This is a genomic window from Pseudomonas sp. G11 (assembly GCF_029457515.1).
GTDB classification, from domain to species: domain Bacteria; phylum Pseudomonadota; class Gammaproteobacteria; order Pseudomonadales; family Pseudomonadaceae; genus Aquipseudomonas; species Aquipseudomonas gorinensis.
The window spans coordinates 594,007-611,030 of record NZ_CP120377.1 but is presented as its reverse complement, the minus strand read 5'-3'; the positions used below and the strand labels follow the sequence as shown (position 1 = coordinate 611,030).

Below are 17,024 nucleotides of genomic sequence, written 5' to 3'. Positions count from 1 at the left end.
TTCACCCATGCTCGGCAAATTGTTCGGCAAGAAATCTGGTCAGGCCCGCGCTGCGGTAGCCAAGCTGGCCAACCGCGATCTGATGGAAGCAGTGGTCTATGGCAGCATCTATGTCGCCGCGGCTGATGGCGACCTGCAAGAAAGCGAACTGTCCAAGATCGAAACCATCCTCAGCAACAACCCGGCGCTCCAGGGCTTCGGGGCGGAGCTGTCCAACACCATCGACCGCGCCAAGACCGACTTCAAGTCGGGTGCTCGCATCCTGCGCCAGAACGCGGAGAAAGAACTGGGCGACCTGGCGCACTCTCCTTCCGAAGCGCTGACCGTCCTCAACGTGATGCTGACCGTGGCCGAGGCTGACGGCGAGATCGAACCGGCGGAGCTGACCGCTCTGGAGCGCAGCGCGAAGCTGCTGGGCCTCAATCTCAAAGACCACCTGTAAACAGCGCGAATCGGTAGATGCCCCAGATCTGGGGCATCTACCAGGAGAAGATCATGAGCACCACAGATTACGATTCCCGCACCGCTGACAAGTTTGTGGTGCGCCTGCCCGACGGGCTGCGCGCCGATATCGAAGCGGCAGCAAACACCAGCGACCGCAGCATGAACAGCGTTTTCGTCCAGGCCGTGCGTCAGTACTTGGATGGGCAAAACCGTCAGCAGATCCTGCTGGATGCGTTGGCCAGCACCGTCACCACCCCGTTACGCGTGATTGAAACTACCCAGAATCCGGGCAGTTTAACTACCGACATTCCGGCAGTTACCGAAACGATGCACATCGATGAACGCGTGAAGATGGTGGGCAGCGAGCCGGCATTCCTGACCGTCGTGTTCGAGCTGCCCAGCCTGAACGACGCCCACCCACTGATAGCCCTACTCCCCTACGGCCAGAAAGCGCTGGGCACGGAAGCTGTGGTGTTCGGGCTGACCACCGGCAACTTGATGGAAGATGCTCCATGAACAAGTTCAAGCGATTCGAGGCCAACACCACCGGGCGCGACTTCGCCGTCGGCGACGTGCACGGGCACTTCACCAAGCTCCAGGCCGCGCTAGATGCTGTCGGATTCAACCCCGCCTTTGACCGGCTGTTCAGCGTTGGCGATCTGGTCGACCGCGGGCCTGAGTCAGCGGACGTGGATATCTGGCTGGCCAAGCCGTGGTTCTTTGCGGTCCAGGGCAACCACGAGGCGATGGTATACGACGCCTACCACTTCGACCCGGATGGCCGCGCGGGCAACTTGCATGTCGCTAACGGCGGCGCCTGGATGCTGGGGCTCCCCTCTGTAGAGCGTGGGTGCTATGCCGCCCTGCTGGCCGACTTGCCGGTGGCCATTGAGGTTATGACTGCCGAAGGGTTGGTCGGCATCGTGCACGCCGACTGCCCCTTCCCCGCTTGGTCGACGCTCCGTGACGCGCTGACAGGCAAGATGCCCGGCTTGCTGAACGTCGACGCTGTTTGTCAGTGGTCGCGCAGCCGTATCACGGACGAGAACCATGAGGGGGTCAGCGGTGTGCGCGCGGTCATCGTAGGGCATACACCAGTGCGCCAGCCGGCAATCCTCGGAAACGTCTACCACATCGACACCGGCGCCTGGATGGGTGGCCACTTCACGCTGATCGACCTGGGCACTTTGCAGTGCTACCCACCGATCAATCCGAAACTGAGCTGGGACTGGGAGGAGCGTCAATGAAAACCAACTTCGCCATGATCCTGCTGCTGGTAGTTGGCCAGGCCACCGCCGGCGAGCAAATCATTAGTGTTCAGCACGACTCGACCCGGGCCGTTACGTGCTTTATCACGCCCCAGGGCGGTATCAGTTGCTTGCCGGATAGCGCTCTCCAACCCCGGCCCGCCGCCACCCCCTCAAGTGAGTCGGGCCGGGCCTCTCAGGCAAGTTCGACGCCTGAAAACGAGCCTTTCGTGGCCGGGCCAAACCCTGGAGATGAGAGGTACCAACTATGAACCGCTGCAAAGGGACCAAGGCCCAGCGCCTGATCGAGCTGTTCAATGCCCTGCAGCGCCGGGAAACCACTTTCGGCCAGGTCTACGCCATGTCGGCATCGTGCGGTATCGACGCGCGCAGGGTGCTGGCCGACCACTTTCAGCGAGTTGCAGGCCATGACTGATATGAATGAGGTCATAGCGCTGCAGCAGTCCGGCAACTTTGAGGAACTGACACGCCGAGGCATTCAGATCAGCGACGGCGCCCTGGACCTCAAAGAAGGCTGGGGCAAAGCACCGTTTCACGGCATGCGTGCCCACTACTTTGTCGAGGTGGCATCCGACGCCATCGGCAAGCATGGGCGCCACCGGTTCTGGCGAGCCGAGTGCGGTGCTGAGGCGGTAACGCACGACAAAGATCCGATGGTTGCCATGGGCAGCTGGGAGCGCTGCAAGGCTTGCCTGAAAAAACGGAACGTCAAACGTAGCAGTGTCGCGACACTGTCCATGCATAACTAAAACGTGTCTCGACACGAAGGCGGGCAGACATGAGCGCAGCTAGAGTAATAGAGTTCGAGGAGTTGCAGCGGATCACCGGCTATACGCGGCGTGCTGACGTGGAGAAGGCGTTGCGCGGGGAAGGAATACGGATATTCCTCGGAAGGAAGGGGCCTTGGACCACCGTCGACCTGGTCAACCAGGCGGGCGGCCTCAAGCCAATCGATCAAGAAAAGTATGACGCGGACATTGTATGAAGCGAGGAAGGAAGCGTCAGCAAAACCCGAACATCCCTGGGCATATTGACCAGGCGGCCCTGCCACGCTCGGTGTATTTCGACCACCGCGGGGCGGGATGCTGGTACATCCTGTATTTCAACGAAGCGGGCCGGCGCCAGCGGCAGAACCTGTGTGCGGGAAACGTGACGCTTTCGGAGCTTCATCGGCTGATCGAGGAGCGCAACGGGGTAGACCGCGACAGCCTCCAGTACCTCTGTGATGAGTTCCACAAGAGCGACCAGTACAAGGCCCTCAGCCCGAAAACCCACGATGATTACGTCTACTCCCGCGATGTGCTGCTGGCGTTCCCGACAAAGCTCGGCAAGCCGCTGGGCGAGCTGGCGGTGCTCAAGTTCACGCCGGCGCTGGTCCAGCGGATCATCGACAAGATCGCCCAGGAGGGCAAGCCATCGAAGGCCGCACACGCTTTACGCTACCTTCGCCGCGTGATGCAGTGGGGCCGCAACCGCGGCTTCGTGAAGGACAACCCAGCCAAAGGCATCGAATCGCCCAAAGAGCGCAAACAGCGCCGGCTCCCCGACGACACGGTAATGGTCAACTTGATCAGGTTCGCGAAGCAGCAAGGCCAGCTTAAGAGCGGCCAACCTGGTGCCTGCTCGCCTTACCTCTGGTACGTGATGGAAATTGGGTATCTCTGCCGCCTGCGCGGTATCGAGACGATAACCCTCACCGACGAGAACGAGCTCACCGAAGGCGTGCTCACCAACCGCCGCAAGGGGAGCCGGGACAACATCGTCCGTTGGTCGACGCGCCTGCGCGCCGCATGGGATGCAGCCAAGTCCGTCAGGACGGAAACCTGGGAACGCAAGCGTGTCCCCGTGCCGATCCGCGCAGACCAGCGCTTCCTGATCATCTCGGCCACCGGCAGGCAGTTGTCGAAGTCAGGTCTCGACACAGCCTTCCAGCGGCTGATCGTTCAGGCGATCGACAAAGGAATCCTCACCGAGGAGCAGCGCTTCGGAATGCATGACTTCAAGCGCAAGGGCATTACTGACACAGTAGGCACCCGGGCAGACAAGCAACAGGCGTCAGGACATAAAGACGAATCAATGATGGACGTTTACGACCTCAGCGTACCGACAGTTAATCCATCTTCGGAGTGAACAGTTTTATAACATCAACCATGTAACTGTTAAGGCATTCAGTACAGTGTTCTTCATCTCGGCCTTCGCCAAACGCAGAACGAAGAACTTTATCGTATTTTTTCTCATTTACTTGCTTTCGAGCAACTGACACGCGCTCATTGACATATTCATATCCGGCATAGTTAATAAGTCTTAACATCGAAGACTCCAAACAATCGACATTTCCAGGCAGGAAAGAAAAGACGGTATCAAAATGATCGTACGAACATATCGCGGAAAGCGCCCTCTTATCGCCTGTCAGTATCTTGAACTCTTCACCCCAGCCGTGACGATCGCTTGCATGTAGAAACAATGCGAACTCTCCGGGGTCAACCTCATTGATCTGCTGCATGTGATCGATCAAATCAAAATCAACTTTAGCGTCATTGAGCACACTGCATTGCTCAAGAAACCCACAAATTCGATCGTAAGCCTGTGAGCTTCCGACGTATTTCTCAATGGATTTGTCTGGATCTTTCAAGCGCAGGCTGTAGGGAAGACTAGATAGGACGAAGCAATCTTTGGCACCCGAATTAAGGCTACCGAGGGTGTCTTGCAGTAGATCACATTGTGCAAGCTTGATCACCAAGTCGTTATCGGACAGTAGGATCATTCAGGGTCAACTAGAGCCCTTAGCAAGTCGAGACTATCTTCTTTAATCTCTTCTGCAAGATTTGAAAACAAATAGCTAGACACTAAACCTTTATCGCTCACTTTTTGAGCTAAAAGCTTAAGCGTTTTAGTGCACAATGGCCAAAAATTACCATTATGAGCACAGTTCAATAAAACATGCGTTGGATCAATACGATTCGTAGCGCCATAGTTATTTACGACTCTAGCGAGATCTGCAGCCGGCATAAAGCGACCCAACCGCAACTTCGCTGATGCTTTCCCCGCAAGAAGCTCAAGCGCAAATTCATCAGCCGCAACTTCATCGTCATCACGACCGTCATCGTTTTTTGCAATTTCCGTATCTACGATCGCGCCATTGGCGTCTACATGCCCTAAAGCTATGTGTCCAAGTTCGTGAGCGAGATGGAAGAGCAGATAACCGCACTCCTTCTTCGACGAGAGCACAATCGACGGGCGATCGTTCGTAGACATTGCGATACCGTCCATCTTTTTCTTCATAATAGAAGAGGCAAGATGGATTACGGGAATGCCGCATTCCCAGCAATAGTCCAATAGATCGCTCAAGCCCACCCAGGGTTTGCCGGAGGACAGTATTTTCTTACGAATGTCAGCTGCAGATGCCGGCCGTAAGTAAGGACGCTCGATATTGGACAGTACGATTTTGGATGCACTGCGAGCCAAAGCCACAGCGAGCTCAACGTCGTCCGCCGTCGTACCTTTGATGAGTCTGAATCGACGCTGCTCAGGTAAGTCAAACTCAATACGCGCAGGCGTCTCAGCAATAGATCGCAGCTTCAGGTTCAATGCCCGCGCCAAGATGAACTTAGCCTGCTGGAGACCGCTAGGCGTTTCAGCTATCTCGTCATCCCACCATGAAGGCAGGAACGCTCGCACCTGCCGCTTAGGCAGGCCGTGAGCTCGGAACGCACTGTAAAGGCTTTGCATGGATTCAGTCATATCAAAGCCTCCTTTCAGACGTTAAGGACATAATAAATAGTCAGGTGTGAGCTTTTCTGCATGCCGGTTAGACATCAGCCTGCCCCTGAAAAGTCACACAAAGCATAATTCTTTTTTGCGTTTCACGCAAGTTATCCACAGCTTTGTGCACAGCCTTAAGCCGGTATAAAAGGCCCATCGGGAGCGTACATTAGGGGGCAGGAGGCGCGGCAATCGTGGCTTTAAGTGGCCTCTCCGCGTACAAAACGTCCTCTGTACACCAGATCATTACGGACTTAGGTTTCTGACTTGTAATCAGTAGGTCCCGGGTTCGACTCCTGGTGCCGGCACCACATTAGGCTCCATTGCATTCCACCGAATGCTCTGGAAGCCCCGAAAACCCGCCCTTTGGCGGGTTTTTTCGTTCCAAGACCCTCTGTCGGGATCCAACAAAATCCCCCTTCCCCGAGGGTATGTTAGGGGTACTGCGATTTCCCGGTAAGGAGCGCGTACCCCTATGCCACGTCTAGCGATCCCCCTCAGCGACCTGCAATGCCGCACCGCCAAAACCCGCGAACGCGCCTACAAACTGTTCGACGGCGGAGGCATGTACCTTTTCGTCAAACCCAATGGCGTGAAGACCTGGCGCTTGAAGTACATCAAGCCCAGCGGCAAGGAAGGTACGCTCATCATCGGCAATTACCCCATCGTTACCCTTTCCGTCGCACGACGTAAGCGAGACGAAGCCAAGGCGTTGCTGCTCGACAACCTCGACCCAATGGAAGAAAAAAAGAAGGCCAAGATCGTAGCCCAGCGGGCGGCGCTGCTTTTCGAAACCGTTGCCCTGGAGTGGCACTCCGACATGTCCCGCCGCTGGACCGAAGGCCATGCAAAAACCGTAATGAGCCGACTGCGCACCCACGTCTTCCCGCTGATCGGCCAACGACCCATCGCTGAACTCGATACCCATGACCTGCTAGAGATCACCCAGCGCATCAAGGAACGCGGCACCATGGATGTGGCGTTAAGGGTACAGAACTACTTATCCACCATCATGCGCGGGGCCAAAAGGGCTCGGCAGATCACCATGAATCCTGCACTGGATCTGGCAGGCTCGATTCACGCGCCGCGCACAGTCCATCGCCCCGCCCTATCCCTCAACCGCCTACCCGAACTGCTACAACGCATCGACAACTACAAAGGTCGCGAGCTGACGCGCCTTGCCGTCCTGTTGACGTTGCATGTATTCGTCCGCTCCAGCGAACTACGCTTCGCTCGATGGAGTGAGTTCGACCTTCAACGCGCCATGTGGGAAATCCCCGATACGCGCGCACCGATTGAAGGGGTACGCAACTCCACACGCGGGACCAAAATGAACGGCGACATTCAAATGGTTCCGCTATCGCCGCAGGTCATCGAAATACTGGAGCGCCTGCGCAGCCTCAGTCGCTTTTCAGAGTTGGTGCTACCGGGCGACCACAAGTACTGGAAGCCCATGTCCGAGAACACGGTGAACACCATGCTCCGCAACGTCGGCTATGACACCAGCAAGGACGTGTGCGGCCACGGCTTCAGGACCATGGCCTGTAGCGCCCTGCTTGAGTCCGGGTTATGGACCGACGCAGCCATCGAAAGACAAATGAGCCACAAGGAACGCAACCGTGTGCGTGCCGCGTATATCCACAAGGCCGAATTCCTCGAACAGCGCAGGCTGATCATGGCGTGGTGGAGCAACTACATCGACGCCAACCGCCATGGGCATGTGACACCCCACGAATTCGCTCACCCAGTCGGCGACAACATCACAGCCCTACAAAATAGCCGTGGCGCATCCAAACGTGGGTAAGCCTGTGAGATCACCGTTGTCCGCCCTTCCACGCGGGTCCATCCAAGCGGGGCTGCAAAGCCGCCCTGCTTGGATGGACCTCATTTAAAAAATCTAAAGCCCACGCAAATTGTCTGTGGAAAACCATAGATTTCCACCGGTGGATAATTTCATCCACAGCCGCAGAATTCCCGAAAATTCGAGCCTTGACCCAAATTATCCACAGGCGTAGAAAAGATCGGGCAAAGCGCTGTCTTTGACAGCAACCCAGGTAGCCAGAACCTTTAAGGCTACGCCACACCGTGGTGGTTCTCCCAAAGTGCGATTAGCGTCCGGCGGCTCGCACGGTCACTCACCGAGTGATGGATGCCTACTTCAGATCGTTGCCATTGCGGCAAATACATCCCCCTACCCAGCTGCCCTGCAGCAACCTTTCCGCTTGGCCATTTCACTGCGCCAACCTGCGCCCGTCTCTTTCTCCCGGAAAGAGACGGGCGCTCCTACCGCTGCTGCAGCCCATCTCGTACAAGGCTTTGCGGCATTCCCCCTCGTGACAATCGGCGTGACAAACACCGAAGTCACCAGCAACAGCGATGCAGATGATGGTGCCGCAGCCCAGGGAATGGACTGCACCTGACTGACAGTCAGGCACGCCCCGGTCATCGCATCACTGCCTTCACCCGGCTCAAGATCTCGCGGCGTTGGTCTCGTCAGCCAATGCAGCCTCCACCCGCCCACTTCCTTGGAAGTGTTCAGGAGGCCAGATCATGAAATGCCCAGGCTCCCGGTCGTAAAGAGCCGCCAGTCCCGCGTTAGTGGACAACCCTCACAGGTCGCAGGGGCCTTGATCCCTGATAACACTCAACATTCTTGGCGGGATGACGTGGGGAAGGTTTTACAAGTGTGGCTTACAGAGGAGTTTGGTCATGGGATTGGTCGGTAGACGGGAGGGGCGTAATTTTGGCTATGGCCGGCAATTGAGCTATGCCGGGCCGCAGGCACTGAAAGACCTGTTTGGCGGTGGGCATTACGGGACGGTCAAAGCACACAGTGATCGTTGGCAGACGTTCGTGCGCTGGTGTCGGTCGGAGGATGGCCCGGGAATTAATGACGCACGGCAGATTGATCGGCAGACCTTGCTGGATTATGCGGAGCATCTGCGTCACCTGGTTGAGCGCAGCGATCTCGCCATCGCCACTGCGCAAAACCGATTGTCCAGCGTCAATCGGACCCTGGCAGCGCTTCGCGGTGATCAGTATGTGAAAGTACTGAGTCCGAGCAAGGCGCTAGGAATGCGGCGCACCAGTGTTCGTCGTTCGGTGCCGCAAGGCCAAGACCGCGAACATGTGAAGAGGGTCGTAGAGGTGCTTTGCGCACACCAGCAGCCGCGTGCCGCGGCCATCGCTCAATTAGCGCGAGCCACCGGAATGCGCTTACGTGAGGCCATTTTGGCCGACCTTCCGCGCTTAAAACGTGAGACCGAACAATACGGCAAGATCAACATCCAGGATGGCACCAAGGGGGGCCGCTCAGGTGCCTCGGCACCTCGCTGGATCAGGGCGGATGATCATATTCGCGAGGCACTGAGGTTTGCCGAAAAGGTCTCGCCCGACGACAGCCGCAACCTGCTTGCACCGAACGAACGCTACCTCGATTTCTTGCAGGGAATCGTCGGCCCCGCACGGGACATCCTCCATAAGAACAACCTCAAAGGCTTCCACGAATTGCGGGCAGCCTATGCATGCGAACGTTACGAGCAAATCACCCATCATCCCGCGCCTATCAACGGTGGCCATTGCTATCAGCTCAACCGACACCTCGATCAGGAGGCCCGAGTACAAATCAGTTATGAGCTGGGGCACGGCCGTATCGACGTGGTATCGGCTTACATTGGTGGTCGAGCATGAACACGGCATTCGATATGGAGCTGTTCCTGGCGGGCGTCTTGACCGGGTCACACACCACACGCCAACGCCACCTGCGTCAGGCGAAGACTATCCAAACAGCGATCGCTGAGCGCTGGCAATGCGACAATCCATGGACTTGGCAGAGAAAACACCTTGCATGGTTTTTGAATCACCATTTAAACCAGCGCACTGAATCGACGCGCTATTACTATTTGCTGACCATGCAATTACTCACTCATCGCCTAGGAAAATCCTGGCAGTTCAACCTCTAAACGAAGGTCAGAAAACGGCCAGAAGCGGACACTACCAGTCCATATTTGCCACTTGATCAGCGACATTGGAAAGATACTCAACCAAGTTTTCCATCTCCTCTAGTGAGGCCATAGCTCGGGAGTAGGTCCCATCTGCGCAAAATGTCAAAATTGCTGGCAAGCTGCTGCCTTGAATGTACAACTGTGCCGGGGCTCTTTTTTCTGACCAAAGGAGCTTAATGAATATATCGACCACGCCAAACGCCAACTCATAATCGAAATTTAGGTTACTACCGAGGGAGAATTTTTTACTTCCAACTTTTTCTGGTAACAAAACCGGAACGGCACCCGCCGAGGAATGAAATGAGAAAGCTTCGCCACCTTTTCCAAAAGCGCCATGAGCTATATAGTTTCTGAGCTCCTGCCGCAAAGAAAGCGCACTATCAAATAGAGATTTCTCTTCTATACCCGTTATATCGAACACAGCTTTAAACTTTCGTGACCAATCCGCCGCGGCCAAATCCGCCACTTCACTTGCTGTTGTGACAGCTCCAGTTAATATCGCCACATGTATAAGCACGTGCTCGGTCCAGCTAAAAAATGACTCAATAGAAGAAATCCCCAACCAGTTCGCCTCTCGTTTGAGATTTGAATTCGCGCCTCCAAAGACCCAAATACCCAATGGCAAATTTCTCTGCTTAACCTTCAAAGCGTGCAGCACGCTCTCAGCAACCGATTCAGAACACTTAGATTTGTAGGCCTCCCTCATGAATTCAAATCGGCAAAAAAGCGGAATACTATTATTAATTACGTTTACTTCAGAAAGTTCTATCGCCTGACGAGCAAGATGATCAAAAAATGGAGTCGCTGCCTTTACAGCTTTCTGAACACGATTCGCAATTTCTTCTGCCGCAGCTCCTTCGCTTTCAGGATCATGAGCATAAAGACCAAACCCTAACTTGCCATGCTCAAGCAAAAATGCCTTACCATTAAAATCGATGGGAATTGACCAATCTATTTTTTCAAAACGGCCAAGATTTTTAAATCCCAGCAAATCCACCAGCAAGAAATAAACCAGATAGTATGGCGGTAGCTTTCGTTTCGTAAGCACATGTTTGCGGTTAAACAAAAAGTGCTTATCAGCTGTTGTGTTGTCATCGGCAGCCTTAATTACCCCAAGCGCTCGCTGCGCCGACTGCCGAATCATCTCAATACTTTCAGGCGTCATGCCTAACCCCAACTACAATTTCGACCGAAGCCATAATCCCATGCATTAGAACGCCAACTCCCTCCTCAATACAACCGAAAGCGATGAAAAAAGGGAACGAACTATTTTCTAAAAAATCCGCCCCCTTTTGGAGAGATTAGCAATTCTACTTTTGTAATTACCTATATGTAGCTCATCTTACCTACCAAGGTTATCTAGTTGGTTATTTAGTCGCTCAAGCTCTTCTCTTAACTCTAAATTCTCTTTTTCCAGCATCTTTGTCCGAACAGCTTTTTTGTTTGCATTACCTGGTATTGATAACAGTGTCTCAAGCTCATCCTTGTATGGCATTATTGGTTGATAAAGCTGGTGATATGCCCTGCCAACTGCTCCTCTGTAGAGTTGTAGCTCTGGACTATCCCTCCCTACCAATAGAGTATGCCTAGTGGCGATCCCCGGGTAAGGATCAATGAATACGATTTTGCTGATTCCAAGTTGATAGGCTTTCTTAGAGCAGAGTTCGCATGGGCTAGCTGTAGTAAATAATATCCCGCCTCTAAGTTTCATTCCGCCATGCTTTGAAATCTGAAGGAATGCATTCTCTTCTGCGTGTAGTGAGCGTGTGTGAACTTGGTTTTTTTCACCATCTATTTCATTTTGCATATCCTTAAAGCAAAAAGACAAATTGCGACCTTCCAATAGGGATGACTTTCTTAGCTTGTCAAATTTTCCATGCAAAACCTCTCTAAACTTACTATCATTTCTTTCATACTCACTGTATGCGTAAGTGTCTTGACCAAGAAGTAAGTCTTCGGCATTTCTGAGAAGGCATGGCACTTGCCCTTGTGGTGTATTGTTCCATCCAACTGACTTGACAGAAAATTCTTCGTCAGTAACAGCTGCTCCCACCTGCCTGGATATGCAGCCAGAACTTTGCTTGACCGTGTAAGCAATTTGCATGCAACTTTCTATAGATGTTGGCATTACCAAGCCCGGATGCTGTATTAAAGAAATATACCAAGCAAGTTGGCATTTAAGCTCAACATTATTGAATTGTTCTTTTCTAGGGTTGTGTATGTGTATATCGGATATTTCTATGCATTTCTGTATATTCTGAGAAATAAATTTACTATAGCCTGAAAGTTTGCTCGGATACTCTTTCTCATCAAGCTCTTTTATTTGAGATTCAGAAAACTTATGAGTGCTGCGGAGATGGGCGAGCCTATTGTCATTTTCTGTATTTATTGAAACCAGATAAAAACCCGCATAACGCTCCTTAAGGAAGGTCTGAAGTAAGCAGCCGTTTTTAACGGCCTCGCTGTCTGAGGTTCAAAAAACACCGACTTAATCGAAAATCAGACCTTTCCTCCTGTCAGTTCACTGTTTTTTGCGGAATAGCACCTTTTCAGGGCTCATTGTCCACATCACAGGCGCACCTCGCCTGCATTCAACAGTCGTTTTCGCATCATCCACAGGTTCGATAAGGCAAACAGTGTGGTCTGCTGCGCGGTGTTTTTCACCAAGCCTCGGAAGCGGACTTTCGTATAACCAAACTGGCGCTTGATCACCCTGAATGGATGCTCAACCTTGGCCCGGACTTGAGCTTTCGCGTATTCGATTTTGCGGCGCATGCGACCGATCAGGCTCTTTTTTGCATGCTTCTTATAGCTGCTGGGGCGCGCTGCGATCGACCAGATCATCTGGCGATGTTGATGCTCCGCACGCTTCTCCACGCCGGTGTAACCGGCATCGCCAGAGACGTAAGTTTCCTCGCCATGCAGCAACTGATCGACCTGAGTCACGTCCGCCACATTCGCCGCCGTGCCCACCACGCTATGTACCAGACCGGATTCAACATCGACACCGATGTGCGATTTCATCCCGAAATAGTACTGATTTCCTTTCTTTGTCTGGTGCATTTCGGGGTCGCGTTTACCGTCCTTGTTCTTGGTCGAACTGGGCGCATGAATGATCGTCGCATCGACCACAGTTCCCTGACGCAGCAGCAAACCTCGGTCGCCCAAATAGCCGTTGATGACCTGCAAAATCCCACCGGCCAGCTCATGTTTTTCCAACAGCCGGCGGAAGTTGAGGATCGTGGTTTCATCCGGAATCCGATCCAAATGCAGCCCGGCAAACTGGCGCAGAATCGTGGTTTCGTAGAGGGACTCTTCCATCGCCGGATCGCTGTAGCCGAACCAGTTTTGCATCAGATGAACCCGCAGCATGGCCATCAACGGATACGCCGGACGACCGCCTTCACCCTTCGGATAATGCGGCTCGATCAACGCAATCAGGCCTTTCCAGGGCACGACCTGATCCATCTCAATCAGGAAACGCTCACGGCGGGTCTGCTTACGTTTGCCTGCGTACTCGGCATCAGCGAAAGACATTTGCTTCATCGGGGCTCAACCGTTCAGTTCGTGGGACAGCCGTATCTCACCAGATTTGGAAGTCTTTTTCAGAGTTTCCTTAAAGAATATTGCCTCATAGGGATTCCTAATAGCGTCAATCACAATAAAGCAGGACTCATTATTTTTCCGGGCCACGTGATGCGCTGATTTTATTACTTTGTTTATAGTTCTTGGAAAATGAAAAACTTTTGAATCGTCAAATTTAGAGCTATTTACCTGTCCTGAGGCTCGAATGTTGTCGCCTGCACTCTGATATATTTTTGTGTACGCATCAATCGAGATATTTTTTAAGACGTCGCGTATCTTGTTTGAAAAAAACGGCAATCTCTTGAAATACAGATCAAAAGCAAACTCCTGCTTAACTTCGATTTCATCAAGTGTTTTTTCAGGGCTTCTGAGGTATTCAGATATTTCGATATGCAAATCTTCATATTCTTCTTTTATTTCTCTCAGGAACTCGGAAGTCTTATGCATATCTCTAACCATCACGTCAGAAACAAAGCGGCAAAATTCTGGAAAATTTAAGGCAAGGATGTATCTAGTTATAACAGTTCTAACTTGAAGACACTTAAATGGTTGCCATCGGTGCTCAATGAACTTCTTTATTATTCGATGTTTTCTTAGCTCATTATTTGTAATTCCGGGATACGCACTCTCTGGAAGTTCAATGGAGGCATTGCAAAGAATTTCTGCTGATGTAGAACAGCCTGAACCAGTTCTTCCAGTCAAACCAATTACAACAAATCTTTTATTCTCTTTGTAAACGCTTCCAATAGCTCTGGATGATGGATTTCCTGAGAGTTCTGACATATGCTTTTCCATGCGTGATTTTTAGGGGACTGTCAGCTGTTACTTTGGTTGGTTGTGAGCCGTTCAGACGTATTGAGCGTAGCGGAACCTATCGATAATGGCTATCTGACAGTTCCCACTGCTGCGCTTACCAGTTGCGTCATCGACCGCCACTTCATTTGCCCATCTTTGGACCGAAAAAGGGGGCAGGACCAACCCTTATATAACAGACAGTCTGCCTCCTGGCCGTTAGCGGTCGATTGCGAACGTCCGCTTCTGGCCGATTCTGTTGAAAAAGTAGCTCCCCTGGCCGACCTCCGGCAAAATCTCTTCATTGGCCGGAGGGGGATCACACAGCATGATGGGACAGTTATCGAGTGGGCAGGAGCGACTGTTTTACTCCTTCAACCTTGAAGATCACATCCCAGCCAATCACCTTCTGCGCAGCATTGATCGGTGTCTCGATCTGAGCGACCTGCGCCATTACCTCGCTGATTTCTATAGCCCGATTGGGCGCCCTTCAATTGATCCTGAACTGATGATCCGCATGCTGGTCGTGGGCTACTGCTATGGCATCCGCTCCGAGCGGCGGTTGTGCGAAGAGGCCCATTTGAACCTGGCGTATCGCTGGTTCTGCCGGTTGAGCCTTGAAGATGAAGTACCCAATCACTCGACGTTTTCCAAAAATCGACACGGCCGTTTTCGGGACAGTGATCTGTTCCGCTGGTTGTTCAATGAAGTACTGCGTCGCTGCATGGATGCAGGGTTGGTCAAAGGCGAAGGCTTTGCCGTGGACGCCAGCATTATCAAAGCGGATGCCAGCCGGCAGCGCGGTGTACCGGGCGATGAACAGGTCAACTGGAGCGATCCGGCCCTGAGCACCCGCGCCGTGCGTGAGTATCTTGAGGCACTCGATGAAGAGGCTCTGGCCGAAACGCTACCGAAGCGCCTATCGCTGACTGATCCTCAAGCCCGCTGGACCGCAGCTCCAGGTGGCCCAGCGTTCTACGCTTACTCCACGAATTATCTGATCGATACCGAGCACGGTGTCATCGTGGATGTGGAACCCACACCGGCTCATCGCACGGCCGAGGTCGAGAGCACCAAGATCATGATCGACCGGGTCGAGGCGCAGTTCGACATCAAGCCGGAACGCCTTATTGGCGACACCGCTTACGGAACCGCGCCGATGCTGGCCTGGATGGTGGAGGAAAAAGACATAGAGCCGCATGTGCCGGTATGGGACAAAACCGAGCGCAAGAACGACAGTTTATCGAGCAACGATTTCCACTGGAATGAGGAGACTGAGGAATACCGCTGCCCAGCCGGCAATGCCTTGCGCAGCGAATGGCGTGCCTTCAAGAATGAGCGTTCGCACGTCACCAAAGCCAACACCATCATCTTCCGATCCCGGCAGACCGACTGCGTTTCCTGTCCGATGAAAGCCAAGTGCTGCCCGAACACGGCGTTCCGCAAGATCGCTCGCAGCGTCCATGAAGCCGCTCGTGATGTGGCTCGGCGCATTGCAGCAACGCCGGCGTATCAGCGCTCTCGCCACGAACGTAAAAAGGTCGAAATGTTGTTTGCCCACCTCAAGCGCATCCTGAAATTGGATCGCTTGCGGCTACGTGGCATGAGTGGCGCGACCGATGAGTTCACGCTGGCGGCTGCGGTACAGAACCTGCGTCGACTGGCCAAACTCACATCTCAAGGGCCACCTGCCACGGGATAGGTGCGCCTGCACGAAGCAAAAAACCTCAAATTAACCCAATAACAGAGCAGCAAAGGTCAACGAAGGGCCGAGAAACCACTCAATGTGGTGAGTAGGTTCTCCGGGGGGAGCCGTGCCTGAGTTCAGGCGAACTGAAAATCCGACTTTTTCAACAGAATCGGCCATCTGCTGCCTGTCGCCACGGCAGCTTTTGGCGGATTCCTACCTATTCTCGACGGAGGGGATGATCAACAACGTTCGAATTCGGGAGGTTTACCATTCCGTATGCGGCTCTGAATTACTTGCAGACCGACAACGTGCTGACATCTAAAAATCCCGAGTTCGATTCCACCGAACGCCATAACTAGCTGATTTGTTTATAGTTACTATTTGGGGTACGCCGAATTTTCCAGCGAACACCAGACGCCCGAAAAACCTAGCCCTGCAGAAACATACCGTTCGTCTGGTGCCGGCACCATACAAAACAAAGCCCTCGCAGAAATGCAGGGGCTTTGTTGTTTCTGAAACGTCCACTTTTCGTCCACACCCTGAAACCCGTGGGAGCGAGCCTGCTCGCGATGAGGCCATCAAACCCAGCGACGATCTACTCACCAAATAAAGGCCTGCGTTTCCCAAGACACCAAAAACGCAGCAACCTCAACCAAACAGCATCCTTTGCCAATGATCCTCACCCACAATGGCAATCGAAGCTCCTGCCTCCCGCAACTCCACTGCCTTCATGATCTTCGTCCCATAGGTACTATGGCGCCACTGCTCATTACCCACACTTCCGACCACCAGGTAGTGCACCTTCTTGCTCACACCGCCCCCAATCAAACCACCTCGTTCTTCGACCAGCGCCTGACACTCCTTGCGCGGCCCAAAGCTCATGACACCCGTAAATACAAACATCCGGCCATCCCACACCAAATCAGGGGCTGGTGAATTGAAGGGCAGGTCCGTAGGAGTAACGGCAACTGTGCCGCCGACCTTCGCTCTCTCAATGTCCACTCCAGAAAAACCACGCAGAATGTTAAGCAGCTCCTGGGACTCATCCACGTCTAGCGCATCGTCCTGAAGCATGCATGCCAAACGCGAATACAGCAGATTGATCACCGGATCGTTCAGATGCGCGAGATTGTTTTCCAGCCATTGCTTTAGAAAAACCGCTTCCGATATGTTCACGACACCATCCGCCGTAATTCCAGCGGCCAACCCCACCAAGGCGTCGGCGGCGCGACGATCGATACGGGCACGGTTGAAGAATTTACTATTTTCGAACTCGTGGTGTAGATCCATTACGGGTTTTCCTTGGGGTGGGAACTGGCTTGATATCGACGCGTTAGTAAGTAGATGTTGTATTCAACGCTAGCACCACTGCGCGTACATATCCCATTTTGAATCTGGAAAATAGATCCGTCCCCTTTCCCTGTCCCTGTCCCCTTTCCCTGTCCCCTTTCCCTGAAGGATGATGGACATCTACGATCA

18 protein-coding genes are annotated in these 17,024 nt (G+C 53.2%); 11 read left to right on the top strand and 7 right to left on the bottom strand.

Annotated features, from left to right (window positions below; genetic code table 11):
- Window positions 1-7: 7 nt before the first annotated feature.
- From P2T68_RS02675 to P2T68_RS02645, 7 genes are all read left to right on the top strand, one after another.
- Window positions 8-442: a TerB family tellurite resistance protein gene (locus P2T68_RS02675; protein WP_277379000.1), complete on the top strand. Its 435-nt coding sequence runs from the start codon at window positions 8-10 to the stop codon at window positions 440-442.
- 53 nt (window positions 443-495) lie between these two features.
- A complete protein-coding gene (locus P2T68_RS35150; protein ID WP_346772494.1) occupies window positions 496-960 on the top strand; it encodes an Arc family DNA-binding protein in 465 nt (154 codons plus the stop codon).
- Window positions 957-1,691, top strand: a complete 735-nt coding sequence (locus P2T68_RS02665; protein ID WP_277378999.1) for a metallophosphoesterase — start codon at window positions 957-959, stop codon at window positions 1,689-1,691. The genes P2T68_RS35150 and P2T68_RS02665 overlap by 4 nt, the downstream gene beginning before the upstream one ends.
- Before the next feature lie 268 nt (window positions 1,692-1,959).
- Window positions 1,960-2,127, top strand: coding sequence for a hypothetical protein (locus P2T68_RS02660; protein WP_277378998.1), 168 nt, complete (start codon window positions 1,960-1,962; stop codon window positions 2,125-2,127).
- A complete protein-coding gene (locus P2T68_RS02655) occupies window positions 2,120-2,461 on the top strand; it encodes a hypothetical protein (RefSeq protein WP_277378997.1) in 342 nt (113 codons plus the stop codon). The genes P2T68_RS02660 and P2T68_RS02655 overlap by 8 nt, the downstream gene beginning before the upstream one ends.
- A gap of 29 nt (window positions 2,462-2,490) precedes the next feature.
- A complete protein-coding gene (locus P2T68_RS02650) occupies window positions 2,491-2,697 on the top strand; it encodes a hypothetical protein (RefSeq protein WP_025858917.1) in 207 nt (68 codons plus the stop codon).
- Window positions 2,694-3,842, top strand: coding sequence for an integrase (locus P2T68_RS02645; RefSeq protein WP_277378996.1), 1,149 nt, complete (start codon window positions 2,694-2,696; stop codon window positions 3,840-3,842). The genes P2T68_RS02650 and P2T68_RS02645 overlap by 4 nt, the downstream gene beginning before the upstream one ends.
- Here P2T68_RS02645 and P2T68_RS02640 read toward each other — a convergent pair.
- Both P2T68_RS02640 and P2T68_RS02635 read right to left on the bottom strand, forming a co-directional pair.
- Window positions 3,823-4,476: a hypothetical protein gene (locus P2T68_RS02640; RefSeq protein ID WP_277378995.1), complete on the bottom strand. Its 654-nt coding sequence runs from the start codon at window positions 4,474-4,476 to the stop codon at window positions 3,823-3,825. The genes P2T68_RS02645 and P2T68_RS02640 overlap by 20 nt on opposite strands.
- Window positions 4,473-5,453, bottom strand: coding sequence for an ImmA/IrrE family metallo-endopeptidase (locus tag P2T68_RS02635; RefSeq protein WP_277378994.1), 981 nt, complete (start codon window positions 5,451-5,453; stop codon window positions 4,473-4,475). Before P2T68_RS02635 ends, P2T68_RS02640 begins: the two co-directional genes overlap by 4 nt.
- A 496-nt stretch (window positions 5,454-5,949) precedes the next feature.
- Here P2T68_RS02635 and P2T68_RS02630 point away from each other — a divergent pair, with 496 nt between their 5' ends.
- The 3 genes from P2T68_RS02630 (at window position 5,950) to P2T68_RS02620 (ending at window position 9,436) form a co-directional block, all read left to right on the top strand.
- Window positions 5,950-7,278, top strand: a complete 1,329-nt coding sequence (locus P2T68_RS02630; RefSeq protein WP_277378993.1) for an integrase arm-type DNA-binding domain-containing protein — start codon at window positions 5,950-5,952, stop codon at window positions 7,276-7,278.
- A gap of 905 nt (window positions 7,279-8,183) precedes the next feature.
- Window positions 8,184-9,164: an integrase domain-containing protein gene (locus P2T68_RS02625; RefSeq protein WP_277378992.1), complete on the top strand. Its 981-nt coding sequence runs from the start codon at window positions 8,184-8,186 to the stop codon at window positions 9,162-9,164.
- Window positions 9,161-9,436 carry a hypothetical protein gene (locus P2T68_RS02620; RefSeq protein WP_277378991.1) on the top strand — a complete coding sequence of 92 codons (276 nt, stop codon included), beginning with the start codon at window positions 9,161-9,163 and terminating at the stop codon, window positions 9,434-9,436. The genes P2T68_RS02625 and P2T68_RS02620 overlap by 4 nt, the downstream gene beginning before the upstream one ends.
- Before the next feature lie 31 nt (window positions 9,437-9,467).
- Here the strand turns inward: P2T68_RS02620 and P2T68_RS02615 are convergent, their stop codons facing one another.
- From P2T68_RS02615 to P2T68_RS02600, 4 genes are all read right to left on the bottom strand, one after another.
- Complete coding sequence (locus P2T68_RS02615) at window positions 9,468-10,643, bottom strand: hypothetical protein (RefSeq protein ID WP_277378990.1); 1,176 nt, start codon at window positions 10,641-10,643, stop codon at window positions 9,468-9,470.
- A gap of 177 nt (window positions 10,644-10,820) precedes the next feature.
- Window positions 10,821-11,606 (bottom strand): hypothetical protein, encoded by a 786-nt coding sequence (locus P2T68_RS02610; protein ID WP_346772493.1) that lies wholly within the window; start codon window positions 11,604-11,606, stop codon window positions 10,821-10,823.
- 440 nt (window positions 11,607-12,046) lie between these two features.
- Complete coding sequence (locus P2T68_RS02605) at window positions 12,047-13,024, bottom strand: IS5 family transposase (RefSeq protein ID WP_033902000.1); 978 nt, start codon at window positions 13,022-13,024, stop codon at window positions 12,047-12,049.
- 6 nt (window positions 13,025-13,030) lie between these two features.
- Window positions 13,031-13,846, bottom strand: coding sequence for a hypothetical protein (locus tag P2T68_RS02600; protein ID WP_277378988.1), 816 nt, complete (start codon window positions 13,844-13,846; stop codon window positions 13,031-13,033).
- Window positions 13,847-14,183: 337 nt separating this feature from the next.
- Here P2T68_RS02600 and P2T68_RS02595 point away from each other — a divergent pair, with 337 nt between their 5' ends.
- On the top strand, window positions 14,184-15,557 hold the full coding sequence (locus tag P2T68_RS02595; RefSeq protein WP_042910153.1) for an IS1182 family transposase: 1,374 nt from the start codon (window positions 14,184-14,186) through the stop codon (window positions 15,555-15,557).
- A gap of 636 nt (window positions 15,558-16,193) precedes the next feature.
- Here the strand turns inward: P2T68_RS02595 and P2T68_RS02590 are convergent.
- Window positions 16,194-16,835, bottom strand: a complete 642-nt coding sequence (locus tag P2T68_RS02590) for a BRCT domain-containing protein (protein WP_277378987.1) — start codon at window positions 16,833-16,835, stop codon at window positions 16,194-16,196.
- Window positions 16,836-17,024 lie beyond the last annotated feature (189 nt).